Raw genomic sequence first — 17,843 nt, forward strand, 5'->3', positions numbered from 1 at the left:
CCCCGGCACGAGCATCCCGTTGAGCGGTCCCCGCGAGGGACCGCCATGTCACCGTGTTCCGACGCGAAGGACCCCCCGTGAAACGTCTCATCCTCATCGGACCGATGCTTCTCGCCCTCACCTTCCCCGTCTCCCTGCCGGGAGCCGCGCTCGCCGCCCAGGCGACGACCTGCCCGGTGAGAGTGGACCCGGCGAGCTTCGCCGGAGAGGCCCGCCTGCTCGAACTCGCCGAGCGGCAGGAGGACTTCGGTCCCCGGCCGACCGGTTCGGCCGCCCACGACGACTACATCGACTGGCTGGAGGACGAGATCGGCGCGGTCCCCGGCGTCCAGCTCTCCTCGCTGCCCTACGAGATCGACCGCTGGGACGACCTCGCCACCGGGCTGACCGTCGACGGCCAGGATGTGGCGGTCGCCGCGCCGGTGCCCTTCTCCTCCTCCACCGGGCCGGGCGGGGTGACCGCCCCGCTCACCTACCTGCCCGCGGGCACCGCCATCACCGCGTCGAACGCCGCGGGGAAGATCGTCGTCAGGGATCTGCCCTGGTCGACGGTGCCCAACCTGCTCTTCTATCCGCCCCTGCTGGGCTACCACATGTACGACCCCGGCCTCACGATCAACCTGCTCGGCTCCGACTCCATGGAGGCTCCCGCCGGGGCCGACGCCGACCTCAAAGCCGCCGCCGCGGCGGGCGCGGCGGGGGTGCTGGAGGTGAGCCGCCTGCCGCACGCCCAGATCGAGGGGATGTACGCGCCCTACGAGGGGCTGCCCTACCAGGTTCCCGGCGCCTATCTCGGCGTCGACCAGGGTGAGCGGATCAAGCAGGCGCTCGCCGCCGGGCAGCCGGTCGAGGCCGTGCTGACCGTCGACGCGGCGTGGACGCCGAAGACGACCCGCACCGTCCTCGCCACCCTGCCCGGGGTGAGCGAACAGAAGATCGTCGTGGAGAGCCACACGGACGGCATGAGCCCGGTGTGGGACAACGGCCCGCTCACGATGGTGGAGATGGCCCGCTACCTGGCGTCGCTGCCGGTGAGCTGCCGTCCGCGTACGGTCCAGTTCGCCTTCGTCACCGGCCACCTCTACCAGCACCTCACCGGACCCGGCGTCCGTGAGGGAGGCGCGGGGCAACTGGCGGCCATGCTGGACGCCGAGTACGACCAGGGCAAGGTCTCCTCGGTCGTCGTCCTGGAACACCTGGGCGCCCGGCGCTACGACGCGGTCACCCGCGCCGGAGGACTGCCCGGGCTGGAGCTCGTGGCCGATCCCTCGCTCACCGAGCTGCTCTGGGTCCCGGTCAGTGAGAGCACGCCCCTGCGCGAGCTGGTCAAGGGCCATGTCCAGTACTGGGACGTGCGGCGCACGGCCGTGCTGAAGGGGCTGTCGGCGGCCGACCTGGGCACCGTGCCGCACCACTGCGGCTTCGGGGGCGAGGGCACGCCGTACAACCAGCACCTGCTGCCGACCATCGCGCCGATCGCGGCCCCCAAGACGCTCTTCTCACCGCGTTTCGGGGCCGAGGCGATCGATGTGGCGGCGATGCGCCGGGCGTCGCTGGCCTTCACCGACGTCGTGCTCGACCTCGGCACCATGTCACAGGCGGACGTCGCGGGCGACGTCACGTTCATGCGCGCCCAGCGTGCCTCGGGCACGCCGGGGTGCTCGTGAGCATCGACCGCGAGTCCCTGGTAGGGCGGCACGCCGTGGTGCTGACCGAACCGGACGCGGAGTCCCCGCTGACCGTCGGCAACGGCGAGTTCGCCTTCACCGCCGATGTCACCGGGTTGCAGACCTTCCCCGCCTTCCACGCCGCGAGCATGCCGCTGGGCACCCAGTCGCAGTGGGGCTGGCACACGATGCCCAACCCCCGGGGCTTCGTCCTGGAGGACACGATGACCGGCTACGGCCGGGCCCGCTATCCCGACCGGCACCGGATGACCTTCGGCGGTCCGGTGGCGCCGGAGTTCGAGGCCGGTACGTGGCTGCACGGCAATCCCCAGCGGCTCGACCTGGGCAGGATCGGGCTCGACCTCGGCGAGAACGTGGAGATCACCGACCTCGTCGGCGTCCACCAGCGGCTCGACCTGTGGAGCGGGCTGCTGCACAGCGCGTTCACACTCGACGGCGTGCCGTACGAGGTGGAGACGGTCTGCCACCCCGGGCGCGACCTGCTGGCGGTGCGCGTCACCGGCGGGGCGGCGGTGACGATCGCCTTCCCGTACGCCTGCGCGGCCTGGAACGTGGCCGCCGACTGGGACGGCCCGGAGCGGCACGTCACCGGCCACGTCGTCGGCGCCTCGCGCTGCGACTTCACCCGGGTACTGGACGGCGACCGCCACCACGTCGCCCTCGCCTGGCAGGGGCCGGCCCGGCTCACGCCCATCGCCGAGCACCGCTACCGGCTGGAGGGCGCCACCGAGTTCGTCGTGGCCTTCGGGCTCGACCCCGCGGGGCCCGGCCTTCCCGGATTCGCGGAGGTCCGCGCGGCCGCCGCCCGGCACTGGGCCCGCTTCTGGACCGATGGCGGCGCGGTGAGCTTCGAGGGCAGCTCGGATCCACGCGCGCCCGAGCTGGAACGGCGCGTGATCCTCTCGCAGTACCTGACCGCGGTCAACTGCGCGGGCTCGCTGCCGCCGCAGGAGACCGGCCTGGTCTGCAACTCCTGGAGCGGCAAGTTCCACCTGGAGATGCACTGGTGGCACGCGGCGCACTTCCCGCTGTGGGGAAGGCCGGAACTGCTGGAGCGCAGCCTGCCGTGGTACCGGAGCATCCTTCCCGCGGCACGGGCCACGGCCGCTGGGCAGGGGTATCGCGGGGCCCGCTGGCCCAAGCAGGTCGGCCCCGAGGGCAGGGAGAGCCCCAGCACGATCGGGCCGTTCCTGATCTGGCAGCAGCCGCACCCGATCTACTTCGCCGAACTGCTCTACCGGGTCCGGCCGGAGGCGCTGCACGACTACCGGGACCTGGTCTTCGAGACCGCGGAGTTCATGGCGTCCTTTCCCGTCGAGCAGGACGGCCGCCATGTGCTGGGGCCGCCGCTGATCCCGGCACAGGAGTCGTACGCGGAGATCAGGACGACGGTCAGGAATCCCACGTTCGAGCTGGCCTACTGGTGGTGGGGGCTGGAGACCGCGCAGCGGTGGCGTGAGCGCCTCGGTCTCGCCCGGGACCCGGAGTGGGAGAGGGTACGGGACGGGCTGGCCGCGCCGTGCGTCAGGGACGGCGTCTACGCGGCCGTCGCGGTGGAGCCGTACACGCTCAGGACGGACCATCCCTCGATGACCGGGGCCCTGGGCCTCGTTCCGGCGACGCCGCTGATCAATCCGGAGACCATGCGGGCCACCCTCGACGACGTGCTGGAGACCTGGGATCTGCCGAGTACCTGGGGCTGGGACTACCCGATGCTCGCCATGTGCGCGGCCAGGCTGGGCGAGCCGGGCAAGGCGGTCGACGCGTTGTTGATGGACACGCCCAAGAACGCGCATCTGGTCTCGGGCCACAACCGGCAGTGGCCCGGGATCCTGCCGCTCTACCTGCCGGGCAACGGTGGCCTGCTGGCGGCCGTCGCGCTGATGGCGGCGGGCTGGGACGGCGGCCCCGGCAGGTGCGCGCCCGGCTTCCCCGAGGGCTGGAACGTCCAGGTGGAGGGGGTGCGGGCGATGCCCTGACCCGGACGCGGCCCCCGCGCCCTCGCGGCGCGGGGGCCGGAGGTCAGCCGAGTGCCCGGTCGGCCGTCGCGTGGTCGGCGAGCAGTGTGACCGTGTAGTGCAGCACGTCCTCCTCCAGTGCGGACAGGCGCTGCGCGTTCCCCGCGCGCACCTCGGCGGCGATGAACTCGGTGACGCCGAAGACGATCAGGGAGGGCACCCTCTCCCTGACCGGCCCCAGGGAGGGGGTCTCCGCCCTGGCCCGCGCGGCGAGGGCGCGCAGCATCTCCAGGAAGGGCAGGTAGGCGCGGTCGCGCTGTTCCATCGCCCGCCGGCCCGCCGCGGGGAGTTCGACGAAGTAGGCGCGGGCGTACTCGGGACGGTCCTGCCACCACCGCAGGTAGGCGTGCAGGCCCCGGCGGACGGCGGCGACCCAGTCGTGGCCGGTGCCCTCGGCCGCGGACAGGATCGTCTCGACCACGCCGGGCAGGTCCCGTTCGCACAGGGCGAGGAAGCAGTCCTCCTTGTCGTGGAAGTTGGCGTAGAAGGCGTTGCGCGAGACCCGCGCGGCGGCGATCACATCGGGCACGGTCGTGGCGGCGTACCCCCGGGCCGCGACCAGCAGCAGCATCGCCTGGATCAGGCGGTCGCGCTGCGAGGTGCGGACCACTTCTGGGGGCAGCCCGTGACGGCCGCGGGGGAGGGGCTCACCCTCCGGAATTTTCTTCCGATCCTGTCTTGACATCAATCACAGATCGTACTTCCCTCTGTTAGGAGACGTTCACGTCTCCAAAGAATCGGTGAGGTGACCATGGAAGACAAGGGCATGTCCCGGCGGCGGATGCTGCGCGTGGCGGCGGTCGGGCTGCTGTCGGCGGGCCTCGTGTCGCGGACCACCCAGGCGGTGGCGGCCGGCACGATCGAGTCGCACTACGCGGTCCGGGGCCCCTGGGCGGTCACCGCCTCCGACGCGGGCGACGCCTCGGGAACCTACCGGCTGCACCATCCGGCAGACCTCGGCGCCGGTGGCTTCCGGCACCCGATCGTCACCTGGGGGAACGGCTCCCACGCCACCCCCGCCCTCTACCCCGGCGTGCTCGACCAGCTCGCCTCCTGGGGCTTCGCCGTGATCGCCTCCACCGACACGACCACCGGGACGGGCACCGAGATGCTCGCCGCCGCGCAGTACCTGGTGGCGAGGAACGCCGACCCCGCGAGCCCGTTCCATCAGAGGCTCGACGCGACCAGGGTCGGCGCCGCCGGGCACTCCCAGGGCGCGGGTGGCACGGTCAACGCGGCCAACCTCTCCGCGGGGCTCGTCACCACGGCCGTGCCGATCGCGTTGCCCGCGCAGCTCTGGGTGGGGGCCGGCGACCGGTTTCAGGTCTCCCAGCTGGCCTGCCCCGTCCTGTTCCTGAGCGGGAGCAACGACTGGCTGATCTCACCGGCCTCGGCGCTGCGGGGCTACTACGACCAGGTGCCCGGGGCGGCGGCCATGGCGCTGCTGAAGGGCGCGGGTCACAACGACATCCAGGGCACCGGCGGCGGCTTCCTCGGCTACCTGACGGCCTGGCTGATGTACCGCCTCCAGGACGACGCCTACGCCCGAGGCGCCTTCGCCGGGAGCGCCCCCGAGTTCACCGCCAACACCGCCTGGCAGAACCAGGCCGCCAAGAACCTCCCGTGACCACCACGCCGACGCGGCCCGCCGGTGCGAGGCCGCCAAGCACCCCCGTGACCACCTCATCCCGCGCGGTGCCCGCCGTGCGGGATCACCCCCCAGGAGAACCGCCATGGCGGATCTGACACGGCGCCGGCTGCTCGCGGCCGGCGCGCTCTCCCTGGCCGCGCCCAGTGTGCTGGCGGCCTGCGGCGACGACCGGCCCGAGCGGCAGGTCCAGGACGGCAGGCCGCATGGCGAGGTCAGCGTCTGGCTGCACGGCTCGCAGGAGACGGGCCCGCAGTTCGAGAAGCTGGTGCACCGCTACATCGACGAGTTCGGTGTGGACGTCAAGCTCCTCTACCTGCCTGTCGCCCAGCTGGACGCCAAGTTGCTGACCGCCTTCGGCGGCGGCACCCCACCCGACGTCTTCAAGATCGGGAACTGGAGCTTCCCCTCCCACGCGGGGAAGAAACGGCTGGCGCCCATCGACCCCCGGGCGTTCGGCGCGCCGGACGTGGCGGCCGTCCTGGGACGGTACGAGCCGGGGACGGTCGCCCCGCTGAGTTACCGCGGCCAGGCGTACGGCGTGCCGATCGACCTCAACCCCGCCATGCTGTACTACCGCAGGGACCGCTTCGAGGAGGCCGGTCTCGACCCGGACAAACCTCCCACGACCTGGGAGGAGGTCGCCGACCACAGCAGGAGACTCACCTCGGCCGACGGCAGGCGGGTGGGCCTGCAGTGGCTCTACGGCGACCCGCAGTGGGCGCTGATGACGCTGACCGCGCTCATCAAGGGCGGCGGCGGCGAGCTGGTCAGCGCCGACGGCACCCGTGCCTCCCTCGACACCGAGCACGGCATCCGGGCCCTGGAGTACTTCGCCGGGATCGGCAATCCCCGGCTCTCCAACCCGCTCGGCGCGCTCGGGCTGTTCTACTCGGGTGAGGCCGCCATGGTCGTCAGCGGGACCTTCCTCGGTCCCGCGCTGGAGCGGCTCGGCGAGGACACCCTCAAGCCGGGCAAGGACTACGGCGTGGCGCCCATGCCCCGCTGGGCGGGCGGCAGGGCCGTCGTGCCCGCCTACACGTGGGGCTGGGGCGTCGCCGCCGCGTCGAAGAACGGCTTCACCGCCTGGCACCTGATCAACTACCTCCAGGGGCGGGAGTCGGTCACGGCCAACCTGGAGAACGGGATCGTCATCCCGGCCACCGGCTGGCGGGACGCCGGACCGCGCGGCACCTCCGAACTGATGGGGATCGCGGCCTCCGGCATCCCCGACGCCGACTTCGGCCCGGCCGTCCCCGCCGCGCTGGAGCTGGCCAAGGCGGCCTCCAGCGCCTGCGACGCCGTGGCCCACGGCCGCTCCACGCCCGCCCAGGCGGCCAAGGACTTCGACGCCACCGTACGGCTCGCGCTGTGAACGTGGACACCGAGCGCCCGGACCGTCCGGCCGGCCGTCCGGGCCGGCGGCACACGGGCCGAAGTGACGTGGTGAGCACCCGATGACCCTGGCCGCAAAGACCGCCGAGGCGGCCGTGCCCGCACCCTCGCCGAGGCCGGGGAAGGACGGGCGCGGCAGGTCGCGCCGGGAGGCGGGAGCCGGGATCGTGCTGACGATCCCGGTGGCCGTCTTCTTCGTCGTCTTCTGGCTCGTGCCGTTCTGCGGTGCCGTGTACCTCAGCTTCACCGACTACGAGATGGCCGGCGCCCCAAGCTGGATCGGGCTGGACAACTACGCGCGGATGCTCCAGGACCCCGGGGTCTGGAACTCGGCGTGGATCACCGTCGTCTACACGGTCTTCACGGTCCTGCCGACCATCCTGCTCGCGCTGCTCGTCGCGGTGCCGCTCAGCGGGCCCGGCCGCCTCAACCGCGTGCTCCGCTCGCTGGTCCTGGTGCCCGCGGTGATGCCGCTGGCCGCGACGTCGATGGTGTGGGTCATCATCTACTCCGACCGGGGTCTGGCGAACACGCTGCTCGGCGCCGTCGGCATCGAGCCGCAGTCGTGGCTGACCAGCTCGGATCTGGCGATCTGGGCGCTGGTCGTCATGGTCGTCTGGAAGAGCCTGGGGTTGTTCGTCATCATCCTGACGGCCGGGTTGCAGGCGCTGCCCCGGGAGGTCTACGAGGCCGCGGCGATCGACGGTGCCGGGCCCGTCACCACGTTCCGCAGGATCACCGTCCCGCTGCTCCGCAGGACCCTGCTGTTCGTGCTGGTCATCTCCGTCGCCGGATCGATGCAGGCCTTCGTGCCCGCCTTCCTGCTCACCGGCGGCGGTCCGGCCGACGCCACCCAGGTACTGCCCTACTACATCTGGGCCAACGCCTTCCCCTACGAGCACATGGGCTACGCCTCCGCGCTGGCCATGATGCTGCTGGTCGCGATGCTGGTCGTCTCGATCGTCCAGTTCGGCTTCCTGCGGGGTGGGGACGAATGAGGGTGCTTCGGACCGTCTGGCTGCTGAGCGCCGTGGGCGCGATGCTGCTGCCGATCTACGTGATGCTCGTGGTCGCCTCCGCTCCCGACGACACCGATCTCGGCGGGCTGGTCTTCAACGGCTTCCACCTGCCGGAGAACCTCGCCGAGTTGTTCGCGGGCGAGGGTTTCCCCGTCTACTTCCGCAACAGCGTGATCTACTGCGTCGGCAGCGGGGCGATGGACGTGCTCTTCTCCTCGGCCGCGGGCTACGCCCTGGCCCAGCTGTCCTTTCCCGGCAGGCGCGTGCTGTTCGCGCTCGTGGTCGGCACGCTCGCGCTCGCCCCGATGGTCATGATCATTCCGGTGTTCCTGATCGTCAAGGAGCTGGGCTGGGTGAACACCTTCCAGGGAGTGATCGTCCCCGGCATGATCAGTGCCTTCGGCGTCTTCCTGGTCCGCCAGTTCGCCCTCGGCGTCCCCAAAGAGCTGATCTTCGCGGCGCGCGTCGACGGGGCGGGCGAGCTGCGCATCTTCCTCCGGGTGGCGCTCCCGCTGCTGCGGCCGGCACTGGTGACGCTCTTCCTCATCCACTTCCTCGCCCAGTGGGACAACCTGCTCTGGCCGCTCATCGTCGCCAACGACCCCGCACTGTGGTCGCTGCCCGTGGGACTGGCCAACTTCCAGAGCGAGCACGGTTTCAACTACCACCTCATGACCGCCGCCGCCCTGGCCACCGCCGTGCCGCCGTTCCTGCTGCTGGCCGGGCTGCAGCGCTACTACGTGGCGGGGCTCACCTTCGGAGGGGTCAAGTGACGGTCCCGGACACCGCAGAGATCATGGCGTGGATCGAGACGATCACGGCCAGCGGGATCCGGCGTCCCGGATACCCCGCCGACGCGTGGACGGAGAGGTGGGCGGCCGGGCTGCTGGCGGGCTTCGGGCTCGACGTGCGCCTCGCGCCGGTCGAGGTGCCCACCTGGCACCCTGTCACCGCCACGCTCCGCGCCCACCTGGACGCCGATCCGTCCCGCGCCGTCGAGGTGGAGGCGTTCGCCCTGCCGTACACCACCCCGAAGGCGACGGTGACCGCGCCGCTCACCCGGTCGGCGGCCCCCGGTCGCATCGCGGTGCGCGAGCACACCTTCGCCGAGCTGCCCCAGGCCCTGGTACGGGAGATCGCCACCGCCGTGCACGACCCCGACGGCGACTTCGACGGCCTGGTGCAGACGCTGCCGTTCGCGCCCGGCTACCTGGAGGACCTCGACGGGGCGGTCACCTCGGGGGCGGCCGGGTACGTCGGGGCGCTGACCGGCGTCCCGTGGGAGACACGCGACTACTACGTGCCCTACGACGCGGTGCACCGGTCCGTACCCGCGGTCTGGTTGTCGGCGGCCGACTCGCGGCGGGTGCTGGCGCTGATGGACGAGGGGCCCTGCGCCGGCACGCTGTCCGTGGAGTCGGAGACCGCGACCGCGACCTCGCACAACGTGATCGCCACCCTGCCCGGGCGGGGCGACGGCTGGGTGATCGTCGCCTCGCACCACGACGCCCCCTGGGCCTCCGCGGTGGAGGACGCCTCCGGCGTCGCGCTGGTGCTGGCCGCCGCCAGGCACTGGTCGCGGGTGCCGGAGGAGGACAGGCCGCACAACCTGCTCTTCCTGCTGACCGCCGGGCACATGGCGCACGCGGCGGGCACCCGGGCGTTCATCGAGGAGAACCGTGCTCTGCTGGACCGGGTCGTGCTCCAGGTCCACCTGGAGCACGCGGCCCGCGAGTGCCGCGCGGAGGGCGGGACGCTGGTGCCCACCGGTGCCCCCGAACCGCGCTGGTGGTTCACCACCCGGCGCCCCGAGCTGGAGCGGCTCGTCGAGCGGGCGCTGGTCGCCGAGGACCTGCGCAGGTCGTTCGTGCTGCCGCCCGACGTGTTCTCGCCGATGCCGCCGACCGATGGTGCGTTCTTCCACCCGGAGGGGGTGCCGCTGGTGCACTTCCTCGCGGCCCCCATGTACCTGTTCGATTCCGCCGACACCCTCGACAAGGTCGACGAGGCGAGCCTGGTGCCGCTGACCCGCGCGGCGATCCGCATCGTCGAGGGCACCGAGGGATGGAGCTTCAGATGAGCGGGGCGGTACCGATCCAGCCCGTCGTGGACGGCGACCTGGTGCCCCCCGCACCGCTGGACGCGCTGCGCGCGGGGATGGCCCGGCTCGACCGCTCCCGCAGGCAAGTAATGATCTTCGATACCGAGTCGGAGGTCGCCGACGATCCGCTGCGACCGCGGCGGCACCTCTTGCGGGAGCCGTGAGCGGCGTGCACCTTGTTACTCAGCGACCGGAGGTTTCCCACATGCTGTCCTACTCATGCGCCGTCTCGGGCGCCCCCCTCCTCGGCGAGACCATCGGGGAGAACTTCGAGCGGATCGTGGCCCGCTTCGGTGACCGGGAGGCCCTGGTCGACCTGCCGGGCGAGCGCCGCTGGACCTACGCCGAGCTGAACGCCGACGTCGACCGGCTGGCCAGAGCCCTGATCGCCCGGGGCGTCGCCAAGGGGGACCGGGTCGGGATCTGGTCGCCCAACTGCGCCGAATGGGTGATCGTCCAGTACGCCACCGCGAAGGTCGGCGCGATTCTGGTCAACGTCAACCCCGCCTACCGCGGGCACGAACTCGACTACGTCGTCCGCCAGTCCGGCATGCGGCTGCTGATCAGCGCGGTGAGCCACAAGACGAGCGACTACCGCGCGATGGTCGCCGGGATCGGGTTCGCCGATGTCGCCTACATCGGCGAGGAGAGCTGGCACCGCCTGCTGGCCGGGGCCACGGGCGTCGGTCCCGAGAGCCTGCGCGAGCGCATGGCCTCGCTGACCTTCGACGACCCGATCAACATCCAGTACACCTCGGGTACCACCGGCTTCCCCAAGGGCGCGACCCTGTCGCACCACAACATCCTCAACAACGGCTACTTCGTCGGTGAGCTGGTCGGCTACGACGAGACCGACAGGGTCTGCCTGCCGGTGCCCTTCTACCACTGCTTCGGAATGGTCATGGGCAACCTCGGGGCGACCTCCCACGGGGCCTGCGTCGTCATCCCCGCGCCGGGCTTCGACCCCGCCGCCACCCTGCGGGCCGTGGAGCGGGAGCGCTGCACCTCCCTGTACGGGGTGCCGACCATGTTCATCGCCGAGCTCGGCGAGCTCGGCCGCGCCGAGTACGACCTGTCGAGCCTGCGTACCGGGATCATGGCGGGCTCGCCCTGCCCGGTGGAGATCATGAAGCGGGTGGTCACCGAGATGAACATGCGCGAGGTGGCGATCTGCTACGGGATGACGGAGACCTCGCCGGTGTCCACGATGACGAGGGCCGACGACGACCTGGCCCGCCGCACCGAGACGGTCGGCCGGGCGATGCCGCACATCGAAGTCAAGATCGTCCACCCGGAGAGCGGCCTGACCGTCCCGCGCGGTGAGCCCGGCGAGCTGTGCACCCGCGGCTACTCGGTGATGCTCGGCTACTGGGACGAGCCCGCCAGGACCGCCGAGGCGATCGACGCAGCCCGCTGGATGCACACCGGCGACCTGGCCACCATGGACGACGACGGCTACGTCAACGTGGTCGGACGCATCAAGGACATGGTGATCCGGGGTGGTGAGAACGTCTATCCCCGCGAGCTGGAGGAGTTCCTGCACGGTCATCCGGACATCGACGACGTCCAGGTGATCGGCGTCCCCGACCCCAAGTACGGAGAGGAGCTGATGGCCTGGATCGTCATGCGGCCGGGGGCCGTCCCGCTGACGGCCGAGGCGGTCAGGGACTTCTGCGCCGGGCGGCTCGCCCACTACAAGGTGCCCCGCTACGTTCATCTGGTCGACGGGTTCCCCATGACGGTGACGGGCAAGATCCGCAAGGTCGAGATGCGCGAGCAGGCGATGCGGCTGCTCGACCTCTGACCTTCGTCCGCGCTCCCGCGGGACGACCGGCGGCAGCTCACCGCGCCTCGGCTCCCCGGTCCCGAAAGGGTGGGAGAGCCGACGCCGTCTTTACGCCTTCTTGCGCGACGGGTTGATTTATCCGCAGCCCGGCCCGGGGATGGGTCGTCCGACACCATTGATCATGGGCCGTGCGCCCGCCGCCGGACGAACGCATCCGAACGCCTGCGCGCGGACCCCGCGGACCTGGTGACGAGGAGGAGCGCGTGCGCCATGTCGTGGTGATCGGCGCGGGTCTCGGCGGCCTGGCCGCCGCGGTCCGGTTGGCCGCCGCGGGGCGGGACGTCACGATCGTGGAAGCCGGCCAGGCACCCGGCGGCTGCTGCGGTACGGCCGCCGTCGGCGAGTACCGTTTCGACACCGGCCCCTCCGTGCTGACCATGCCCGAGGTCCTCGCCGACGTCTTCACCGCGGCCGGGCAGGACATGGAGAGCCTGCTCCCGCTGCGGCGGCTGGACCCGTACTACCGGCTGCGTTACCACGACGGCTCCCACCTGGACGTGGTGGCGGGCGAGGACGCCATGGTCGAGCAGGTGCGCGCGCTGTGCGGAACCGCGGAGGCCGACAGGTACCGGCGCTTCCGTATCCGGCTCGGCGAACTCTTCGACGCCGAGTGGCCCGCGTTCATAGACCGCGACATGACGCGGCTGCGCGACCTCGCCCGGCCGCGCGTCCTGGCCCGCCTGGCGGCCCTGGGCGGCTTCCGCAGCCTGGACTCCCTGGTCAGAAGCCACCTCACCGACCACCGGCTGGTCAAGGCGCACACCTTCCAAGCCCTGTACGTGGGCCTGCCGCCGCGCAGGGCGCTGGGGATCTACGCGGTCATCGCCCACATGGACACCGTCGGCGGCGTCTTCTTCCCACGACACGGCGGCATGCGGGCCATCCCGTGGGCCCTGGCCGCGCTGGCCGAGAGGGCGGGCGCGCGGATCAGGTACGGGGTGCGCGCCATCAGGGTCGAGACCGGGTCCTCGGGTGTCCGCGGGGTACGGCTCGACACCGGGGAGCGCCTGGCGGCGGAGAACGTCGTGGTCGCCTGCGACCTGCCCCGGGCCCATACCGGGCTGCTCCCCGAGGAGGCGGGTGACTGGCGGCTCCGCCGTCCCCGCTACTCGCCCTCCTGCCTGGTCCTGCACCTCGGCCTGGACCGGAGGCTCACCGGGCAGGCGCACCACACCCTGCACTTCGGCAGGGAATGGGACGCCACCTTCGCCGCGCTGCGGGCCGGACGGCCACAGCCCGATCCGAACCTGCTGGTCACCTATCCGGAGTCCGACACCGACGCCGCTCCGACCGGCCACGCCACCCTCACCGTGCTGGAGCCGACCGCCAACCTGCGCGGCGGCGCCGACTGGGACCGGCTCACCCCGGAGTTGGAGGGCCGGCTGCTGGCGAGGCTCGCCGACCTCGGCTACGGCGACCTGTCCCGCGCGCCGAGGCTCACCCTCGACCCGCCCGCCTGGGCGCGGCTCGGCCACTCGGCCGGTACCCCGTTCGCTCTGGACCACCGTTTCACCCAGACCGCCTGGTTCCGGCCGGCGGGAGTGTCCCGGCGTGTCCCGGGACTGCACTTCGCCGGTATGTACACCGCGCCGGGGGTGGGGGTGCCCCCGGTGCTGATCTCCGGCAGGCTCGCCGCGGAACGCGTACTGGAGACCTCCCGATGACCCTGACCGCGAGTTACGAACTCTGCCGCAGGCTCAACGCCCGTCACGGTCGCTCCTACTACCTGGCCACCCTGCTGCTGCCCGCCTGGAAACGGCCGCACGTGCACGCCCTGTACGGCTTCGCCCGCTACGCCGACGAGATCGTGGACTCCTTCACGATGACCGGCGACAGGGCAAGGGCACTCGACGGCCTGGCCGCGCGACTGGCCGTCACGCTGGAGGGTGGCACCACCGACGACCCGGTGCTCCCCGCGTTCACGCAGACCATGCGCTCCTTCGGCATCGATCACGGCGACGTGGCGGCGTTCCTGCGCTCGATGCGGGCCGACCTGACCGTGGCCCGCTACGAAACCTACGACGACCTGCTCGCCTACATGGAGGGCTCGGCCGCGGTGATCGGCACGATGATGCTGCCCGTCCTCGAACCGCTGCCGGGCATGCGGGACAAGGCCTGTGAGCCGGCCCGCCAGCTGGGGCTGGCCTTCCAGCTGACCAACTTCCTGCGCGACGTGGCCGAGGACCTGGAACGCGGCCGGGTCTACCTCCCGCTGGAGGACCTGGACAGGTTCGGGGTGGAGGTGGCCGACCTGGGGCGCGGTGCTCCCACCCCGGCCCTGCGCGAGCTGCTGGCCTTCCAGATCCGGCGGGCCAGGGGTCACTACGCGCGGGCCGGCGAGGGGATCGGCATGCTGACCCCCTCCTCCCGGCCGTGCATCCGCGCGGCCTTCCAGCTGTACGGCGGCATCCTCGACCGGATCGAGGCCGCGGGCCACGACGTCCTCGGCGGCAGGGCGGCCGTACCCGGGCGGAGGAGACTGGCGATCTTCGCGCGGCACCTGCTCGCGGCGTCCGCGGCCGGCCGCGCCGAACGCCGGCTGATCGCCGAGGTGCCGTGAACCGGCCGGGCGGGGCCGGCACGAGGTCGTCCAATGCTGTCGTCGGGAGGGTGTGATGTCGGAGCCTGTGGCCGTCGACGCGATGGGCGGAGACCACGGACCGGGCGAGACGGTCGCCGGGGCGGTCGTGGCCCGGCGCGAGCTCGGAATCCCCGTGGTGCTCGTGGGCCACTCCGGCGCCGTCCGCGCCGAGCTCACCCGCCACGGCGCCGTCGGCGAGATCGGCGTGGTGCACGCCGAGGACGTCGTCCCGATGACCGAGCGGGGCGCGGGAGCGGTCTTCTCCACCACGACCAGCCTGACGGTCGGCTGCGACCTCGTACGGCGGAAGGAGGCGTCGGCGTTCGTGTCGGCCGGTTCCACGGGCGCGGTCGTCTCGTGCGCCATCCACGGCATCGGGCGCGCCCCGGGCGTCCTGCGGCCCGCCCTGGCCATCGCGCTGCCCTCGGTCACCGGCGGCGCGACCGTGCTGATCGACGTCGGGGCGACCTCCGACCCCATCCCGGAGATGATCGCCCAGTTCGCGCTGCTCGGCGCCTCCTACGCCCAGCTCGTGCTGGAGGTCGCCGATCCGTCGGTGGGCCTGTTGTCGATCGGCTCGGAACCCGGCAAGGGCAACCGGCTGACCCGCAGGGCCGGTGAGCTGCTCGCCGGGCTGCCGTTGCGCTTCTGCGGCAACGTGGAGGGACACGACGTGCTCGCGGGCACCGTCGACGTGATCGTCACCGACGGTTTCACCGGGAACGTGGTGCTCAAGAACGTCGAGGGTTCGGTGCGGGCCGCGCTGACCCTGGTGGCGCATTCCGGGGCCGCCGGAGCCGAGGAGTTACGGGCGGTGGCCCGCCGCTACGCCCCGGAGGCCCACGGCGGGGCGGCGCTGCTCGGTCTGATCGGCACCGTCGTCGTCGCACACGGTTCCTCGCGGGCGGCGACGATCGCGCGCGCCTGCGCGGTGGCGCACGATCTCGCCGAGGGCGGGGTCGTCACCCGGTTCGCGGACCGGCTCACCCCGGAGGCCGCCCGTTGAGCGGCGCGGCGGAGTCTCGTCGCGGCGGGGCGACGGAGCCGAACCGGTGTGGGCCCGGCGCCGAGGTCAGGCCAGCGGGTCGGCGCCGTCCCAGGTGCCCTCGCTCGCGTAGGGGGAGAAACGGGCGAACAGCTCCTCGGAGTACCAGCCCTGCGCGCGCGTCCTGCCGATCACCTGCCGGTGCGCCCGGCCCCGGTGGGCGAAGTCCCGTACCGCGGCGGCGTCACGCCAGAGCGAGAACGTGCCCTGGCGGGCCAGCGGCCACTCGCCGACGCCGACCGAGGCCAGGCAGCCGTCCTGCTCGGCCAGGAGGCGGTCCACGCCGGGGACCGAGCGGTAGAACGCCACCAGGCGACGGGGCCGGATCGACGCGCGGGTCAGCACGGCGACCGGGCCGCAGGGGTCGCGTTCCCGGGTGTTCCGCAGGAGGGGGCCGAACGGGTCCACCCCGTTCCACCTGCCGCGCGAGGTCAGCGGAGCCAGCCGCACCTGCCAGGACTCCCGTGCCTCGCGTCGCCAGCGCGCCGCCACCGGGGAGTCGCTCAGGAAGCCGTCCAGGGCACGCTCCTCGCGCCACACCGCCAGCAGTGCCCAGCGGCGCAGGTCCGCCCCCGCGCTCGTCGACGCCCCGCGGCCGGAGCCGAGCAGCCGCCAGAACACCAGCCCCGGCGTGCGCCCCAGCACCGGCCGGTCGAACGCCATGTGCCGCATGGCACCCAGATCCGGGTATCTCGTGAGATGGAAGGAAACGATGGGCCCGTTGCTCGTCTCGGTCATCGGCGGCTACCTTCTCGGGTCCGTGCCGGTCGCCGTGCTGGTGGCCCGCGCGCACGGGTTCGACCCCCGCGAGGTCGGTGACCGCAATCCCGGCTTCTGGAACGTCAGGGAGCGGATCGGCTGGCGGGCCGCCGTGCCGGTCTTCGCGGGTGACACGCTCAAGGGCACCCTCGCCGGACTGCTCGCCCTGGTGGCCTGTGGCACGCCCCCCGCCTGGCCCGGCGGGGTGCGTGGCGACAGCGTGCCGGCCGTGTACCTGGCGGTGGCCGCCGCCATGGTCGGGCACGCCTGGCCGCTCTTCGCCGCCTTCAGGGGCGGACGGTCGATCCTGGCCCTCGCCGGAGGCTTCGCCGTCATCTGCCCACCCGGTTTCCTGCTCGGTGTCGCCACCCTGGTCACGGCCGCCGTGGTGACCCGGTCCTTCGCGATCGGGGCGCGGGTCGGTGTCTTCGGCATCCCGCTGTTCCAGCTGTTCTTCGCGCCGGTCACGCACGTGATCGGGACCGGCCTGCTCATGTGCCTCGTCGGGCTGCGGTTCGGCCAGGCGGCATGGGCCTCCCGCCCGTCGTGACCCGGCCCGTTCGCCCGTCCGCCGTCGCTCGGGCCGATCGTCCGCCCGTCGTGACCCGGCCGAGGCGGACGCCCGTCGTGGCAGCCGGGTAGACCCGGCCCCGCCAGCCGCGTGCCGGGCGCAACGTGGTCTGCGTCAGCCGCAGCGCCGCCAGCGGGTCCAGCAGCGGGGAGAGCAGCACACCGGGACCCGGCCGCGTGTAGCTGCCGCGCAGCGCGCCGGCCAGCAGCAGCCGTACGGCCAGCAGGCCCAGGTCGAGCCGGGTGGTCCTGCCGCTCGCCAGCCGCAGCACGGGCAGCGCGGTGGCCAGCCAGACCACGGCCAGGTCGGCGGCCTGCCAGCCGGGCCCTGTGACGTCGCGCAGCGACAGCGACCGCCCCCAATCCCGCCACACCCCGGCGGCCGAATCGTGCATGTCGACCTCCAGCAGGTTCCCGGCCTCCAGGAATCCCACCGCCCAGCCCCGGGCCGCCAGCGTCCTGGCCAGCGCCACGTCGTCGGCCAGGTGCCCGCGGACCCGCGCGAACCCGTCGACGTTCAGCATCGCCGTACGGCGGAAGGCCATGCACTGGCCGTTGGCCACCGCACGGTGCGGAGCCGGGGGAGTGGGCGGCCCGATCGGGCCGAAGCGGTAGACCAGCGTCGCCAGGAACGAGGCGTGCAGCGCCTGCTCGGCTGTCCCCTCGCACATGTACCTGGGGCCCACGCTCACCAGGTCGTAGCCGTCCAGCACCGTCGCGAGCGCGCCGATCAGTCCCGGCGCGGGCCGGGCGTCCGCGTCCAGGGTCACCACGACCTCGCCCACCGCCGCCTCGACCCCCTGCTTCAGGGCCCACTGCTTGCCCACCCAGCCCTCGGGAAGCGGCGCTCCGATGAGGACCTTCGCGCCGAGCCGGGCGGCCAGGTCCGCCGTGCCGTCGTGTGACTCGTCGTCGACGACGACGACCTCCGCGACGGCCGGATCGGCGAGCACCGCCGACAGACAGGGGCCGAGGCGGGCCTCCTCGTCGCGGGCGGGGATCACCACCGAGACGCGCGGCGGCGCCGTCCTCGTCGAGGTCGGCGCGTGGGCCGGCGCGTCGGCCGACACGGGGTTCAACGCGGGCAGGCGGTGCCGTCCCCGGGCCAGGCGCACCGCCACCGCCAGCGCGGCGGCGGCCTGCAGCACGGTCAGCGCTCTCATCGCGACACCT

16 protein-coding genes are annotated in these 17,843 nt (G+C 72.6%); 13 read left to right on the forward strand and 3 right to left on the reverse strand.

Annotated features, from left to right (window positions below; genetic code table 11):
• Positions 1 to 77: 77 nt before the first annotated feature.
• Together ACFQVD_RS07355 and ACFQVD_RS07360 are read left to right on the forward strand one after the other, a co-directional pair.
• Positions 78 to 1,667 carry a hypothetical protein gene (locus tag ACFQVD_RS07355; RefSeq protein WP_343967101.1) on the forward strand — a complete coding sequence of 530 codons (1,590 nt, stop codon included), beginning with the start codon at positions 78 to 80 and terminating at the stop codon, positions 1,665 to 1,667.
• The gene (locus ACFQVD_RS07360) at positions 1,664 to 3,667 is read left to right on the forward strand and encodes a hypothetical protein (RefSeq protein WP_343967103.1); all 2,004 of its coding nucleotides are present in this window, start codon (positions 1,664 to 1,666) and stop codon (positions 3,665 to 3,667) included. Before ACFQVD_RS07355 ends, ACFQVD_RS07360 begins: the two co-directional genes overlap by 4 nt.
• A gap of 43 nt (positions 3,668 to 3,710) precedes the next feature.
• Here ACFQVD_RS07360 and ACFQVD_RS07365 read toward each other — a convergent pair whose 3' ends face one another.
• Positions 3,711 to 4,391, reverse strand: a complete 681-nt coding sequence (locus ACFQVD_RS07365; RefSeq protein ID WP_343967105.1) for a TetR/AcrR family transcriptional regulator — start codon at positions 4,389 to 4,391, stop codon at positions 3,711 to 3,713.
• A gap of 66 nt (positions 4,392 to 4,457) precedes the next feature.
• On the opposite strand from ACFQVD_RS07365, the gene ACFQVD_RS07370 reads away from it, so the two are divergent.
• The 10 genes from ACFQVD_RS07370 to plsX all read left to right on the forward strand — a co-directional run bounded on the left by ACFQVD_RS07370 (position 4,458) and on the right by plsX (position 15,302).
• Entirely contained in the window at positions 4,458 to 5,333 is an 876-nt protein-coding gene (locus ACFQVD_RS07370) for an alpha/beta hydrolase family protein (RefSeq protein ID WP_343967250.1), read from the forward strand.
• Between the two features lie 106 nt (positions 5,334 to 5,439).
• Positions 5,440 to 6,729 carry an ABC transporter substrate-binding protein gene (locus ACFQVD_RS07375; protein ID WP_343967107.1) on the forward strand — a complete coding sequence of 430 codons (1,290 nt, stop codon included), beginning with the start codon at positions 5,440 to 5,442 and terminating at the stop codon, positions 6,727 to 6,729.
• 82 nt (positions 6,730 to 6,811) lie between these two features.
• Positions 6,812 to 7,747, forward strand: coding sequence for a carbohydrate ABC transporter permease (locus tag ACFQVD_RS07380; protein WP_343967109.1), 936 nt, complete (start codon positions 6,812 to 6,814; stop codon positions 7,745 to 7,747).
• Positions 7,744 to 8,541 carry a carbohydrate ABC transporter permease gene (locus ACFQVD_RS07385; protein WP_343967111.1) on the forward strand — a complete coding sequence of 266 codons (798 nt, stop codon included), beginning with the start codon at positions 7,744 to 7,746 and terminating at the stop codon, positions 8,539 to 8,541. Before ACFQVD_RS07380 ends, ACFQVD_RS07385 begins: the two co-directional genes overlap by 4 nt.
• Positions 8,538 to 9,848 carry a M28 family metallopeptidase gene (locus ACFQVD_RS07390; protein WP_364152993.1) on the forward strand — a complete coding sequence of 437 codons (1,311 nt, stop codon included), beginning with the start codon at positions 8,538 to 8,540 and terminating at the stop codon, positions 9,846 to 9,848. The genes ACFQVD_RS07385 and ACFQVD_RS07390 overlap by 4 nt, the downstream gene beginning before the upstream one ends.
• On the forward strand, positions 9,845 to 10,033 hold the full coding sequence (locus ACFQVD_RS07395) for a hypothetical protein (RefSeq protein WP_343967115.1): 189 nt from the start codon (positions 9,845 to 9,847) through the stop codon (positions 10,031 to 10,033). Before ACFQVD_RS07390 ends, ACFQVD_RS07395 begins: the two co-directional genes overlap by 4 nt.
• A gap of 41 nt (positions 10,034 to 10,074) precedes the next feature.
• Complete coding sequence (locus ACFQVD_RS07400; protein WP_343967117.1) at positions 10,075 to 11,673, forward strand: AMP-binding protein; 1,599 nt, start codon at positions 10,075 to 10,077, stop codon at positions 11,671 to 11,673.
• A gap of 245 nt (positions 11,674 to 11,918) precedes the next feature.
• Entirely contained in the window at positions 11,919 to 13,379 is a 1,461-nt protein-coding gene (gene crtI, locus ACFQVD_RS07405) for a phytoene desaturase family protein (protein WP_343967119.1), read from the forward strand.
• A complete protein-coding gene (locus tag ACFQVD_RS07410) occupies positions 13,376 to 14,275 on the forward strand; it encodes a phytoene/squalene synthase family protein (protein ID WP_343967121.1) in 900 nt (299 codons plus the stop codon). Before crtI ends, ACFQVD_RS07410 begins: the two co-directional genes overlap by 4 nt.
• 55 nt (positions 14,276 to 14,330) lie before the next feature.
• Positions 14,331 to 15,302: a phosphate acyltransferase PlsX gene (plsX, locus tag ACFQVD_RS07415; protein ID WP_386270697.1), complete on the forward strand. Its 972-nt coding sequence runs from the start codon at positions 14,331 to 14,333 to the stop codon at positions 15,300 to 15,302.
• A 66-nt stretch (positions 15,303 to 15,368) separates the two neighbouring features.
• Here plsX and ACFQVD_RS07420 read toward each other — a convergent pair whose 3' ends face one another.
• The gene (locus tag ACFQVD_RS07420) at positions 15,369 to 16,079 is read right to left on the reverse strand and encodes a spheroidene monooxygenase (protein WP_343967125.1); all 711 of its coding nucleotides are present in this window, start codon (positions 16,077 to 16,079) and stop codon (positions 15,369 to 15,371) included.
• Between ACFQVD_RS07420 and ACFQVD_RS07425 the strand changes: the two genes are divergently transcribed.
• Complete coding sequence (locus tag ACFQVD_RS07425; protein WP_343967127.1) at positions 16,054 to 16,650, forward strand: glycerol-3-phosphate acyltransferase; 597 nt, start codon at positions 16,054 to 16,056, stop codon at positions 16,648 to 16,650. The two genes, ACFQVD_RS07420 and ACFQVD_RS07425, sit on opposite strands and share 26 nt — an antisense overlap.
• On the opposite strand, the gene ACFQVD_RS07430 is transcribed toward ACFQVD_RS07425, so the two are convergent.
• Entirely contained in the window at positions 16,592 to 17,833 is a 1,242-nt protein-coding gene (locus ACFQVD_RS07430; RefSeq protein WP_386270699.1) for a glycosyltransferase, read from the reverse strand. The genes ACFQVD_RS07425 and ACFQVD_RS07430 overlap by 59 nt on opposite strands.
• Positions 17,834 to 17,843: the final 10 nt, after the last annotated feature.

Source organism: Streptosporangium amethystogenes subsp. fukuiense (genome assembly GCF_042665875.1).
In the GTDB taxonomy this organism is placed as follows: Bacteria; Actinomycetota; Actinomycetes; order Streptosporangiales; family Streptosporangiaceae; genus Streptosporangium; species Streptosporangium fukuiense.

Bases quoted from the DNA above. Each gene is read 5' to 3' on its own strand.
- ACFQVD_RS07430 (WP_386270699.1), bottom strand. From the start codon at position 17,833: ATGAGAGCGCTGACCGTGCTGCAGGCCGCCGCCGCGCTGGCGGTGGCG.
- ACFQVD_RS07425 (WP_343967127.1), top strand. From the start codon at position 16,054: ATGGGCCCGTTGCTCGTCTCGGTCATCGGCGGCTACCTTCTCGGGTCC.
- plsX (WP_386270697.1), top strand. From the start codon at position 14,331: ATGTCGGAGCCTGTGGCCGTCGACGCGATGGGCGGAGACCACGGACCG.
- ACFQVD_RS07385 (WP_343967111.1), top strand. From the start codon at position 7,744: ATGAGGGTGCTTCGGACCGTCTGGCTGCTGAGCGCCGTGGGCGCGATG.
- ACFQVD_RS07410 (WP_343967121.1), top strand. From the start codon at position 13,376: ATGACCCTGACCGCGAGTTACGAACTCTGCCGCAGGCTCAACGCCCGT.
- ACFQVD_RS07370 (WP_343967250.1), top strand. From the start codon at position 4,458: ATGGAAGACAAGGGCATGTCCCGGCGGCGGATGCTGCGCGTGGCGGCG.
- ACFQVD_RS07375 (WP_343967107.1), top strand. From the start codon at position 5,440: ATGGCGGATCTGACACGGCGCCGGCTGCTCGCGGCCGGCGCGCTCTCC.
- ACFQVD_RS07420 (WP_343967125.1), bottom strand. From the start codon at position 16,079: ATGACCGAGACGAGCAACGGGCCCATCGTTTCCTTCCATCTCACGAGA.
- ACFQVD_RS07365 (WP_343967105.1), bottom strand. From the start codon at position 4,391: ATGTCAAGACAGGATCGGAAGAAAATTCCGGAGGGTGAGCCCCTCCCC.
- ACFQVD_RS07380 (WP_343967109.1), top strand. From the start codon at position 6,812: ATGACCCTGGCCGCAAAGACCGCCGAGGCGGCCGTGCCCGCACCCTCG.
- ACFQVD_RS07395 (WP_343967115.1), top strand. From the start codon at position 9,845: ATGAGCGGGGCGGTACCGATCCAGCCCGTCGTGGACGGCGACCTGGTG.
- ACFQVD_RS07400 (WP_343967117.1), top strand. From the start codon at position 10,075: ATGCTGTCCTACTCATGCGCCGTCTCGGGCGCCCCCCTCCTCGGCGAG.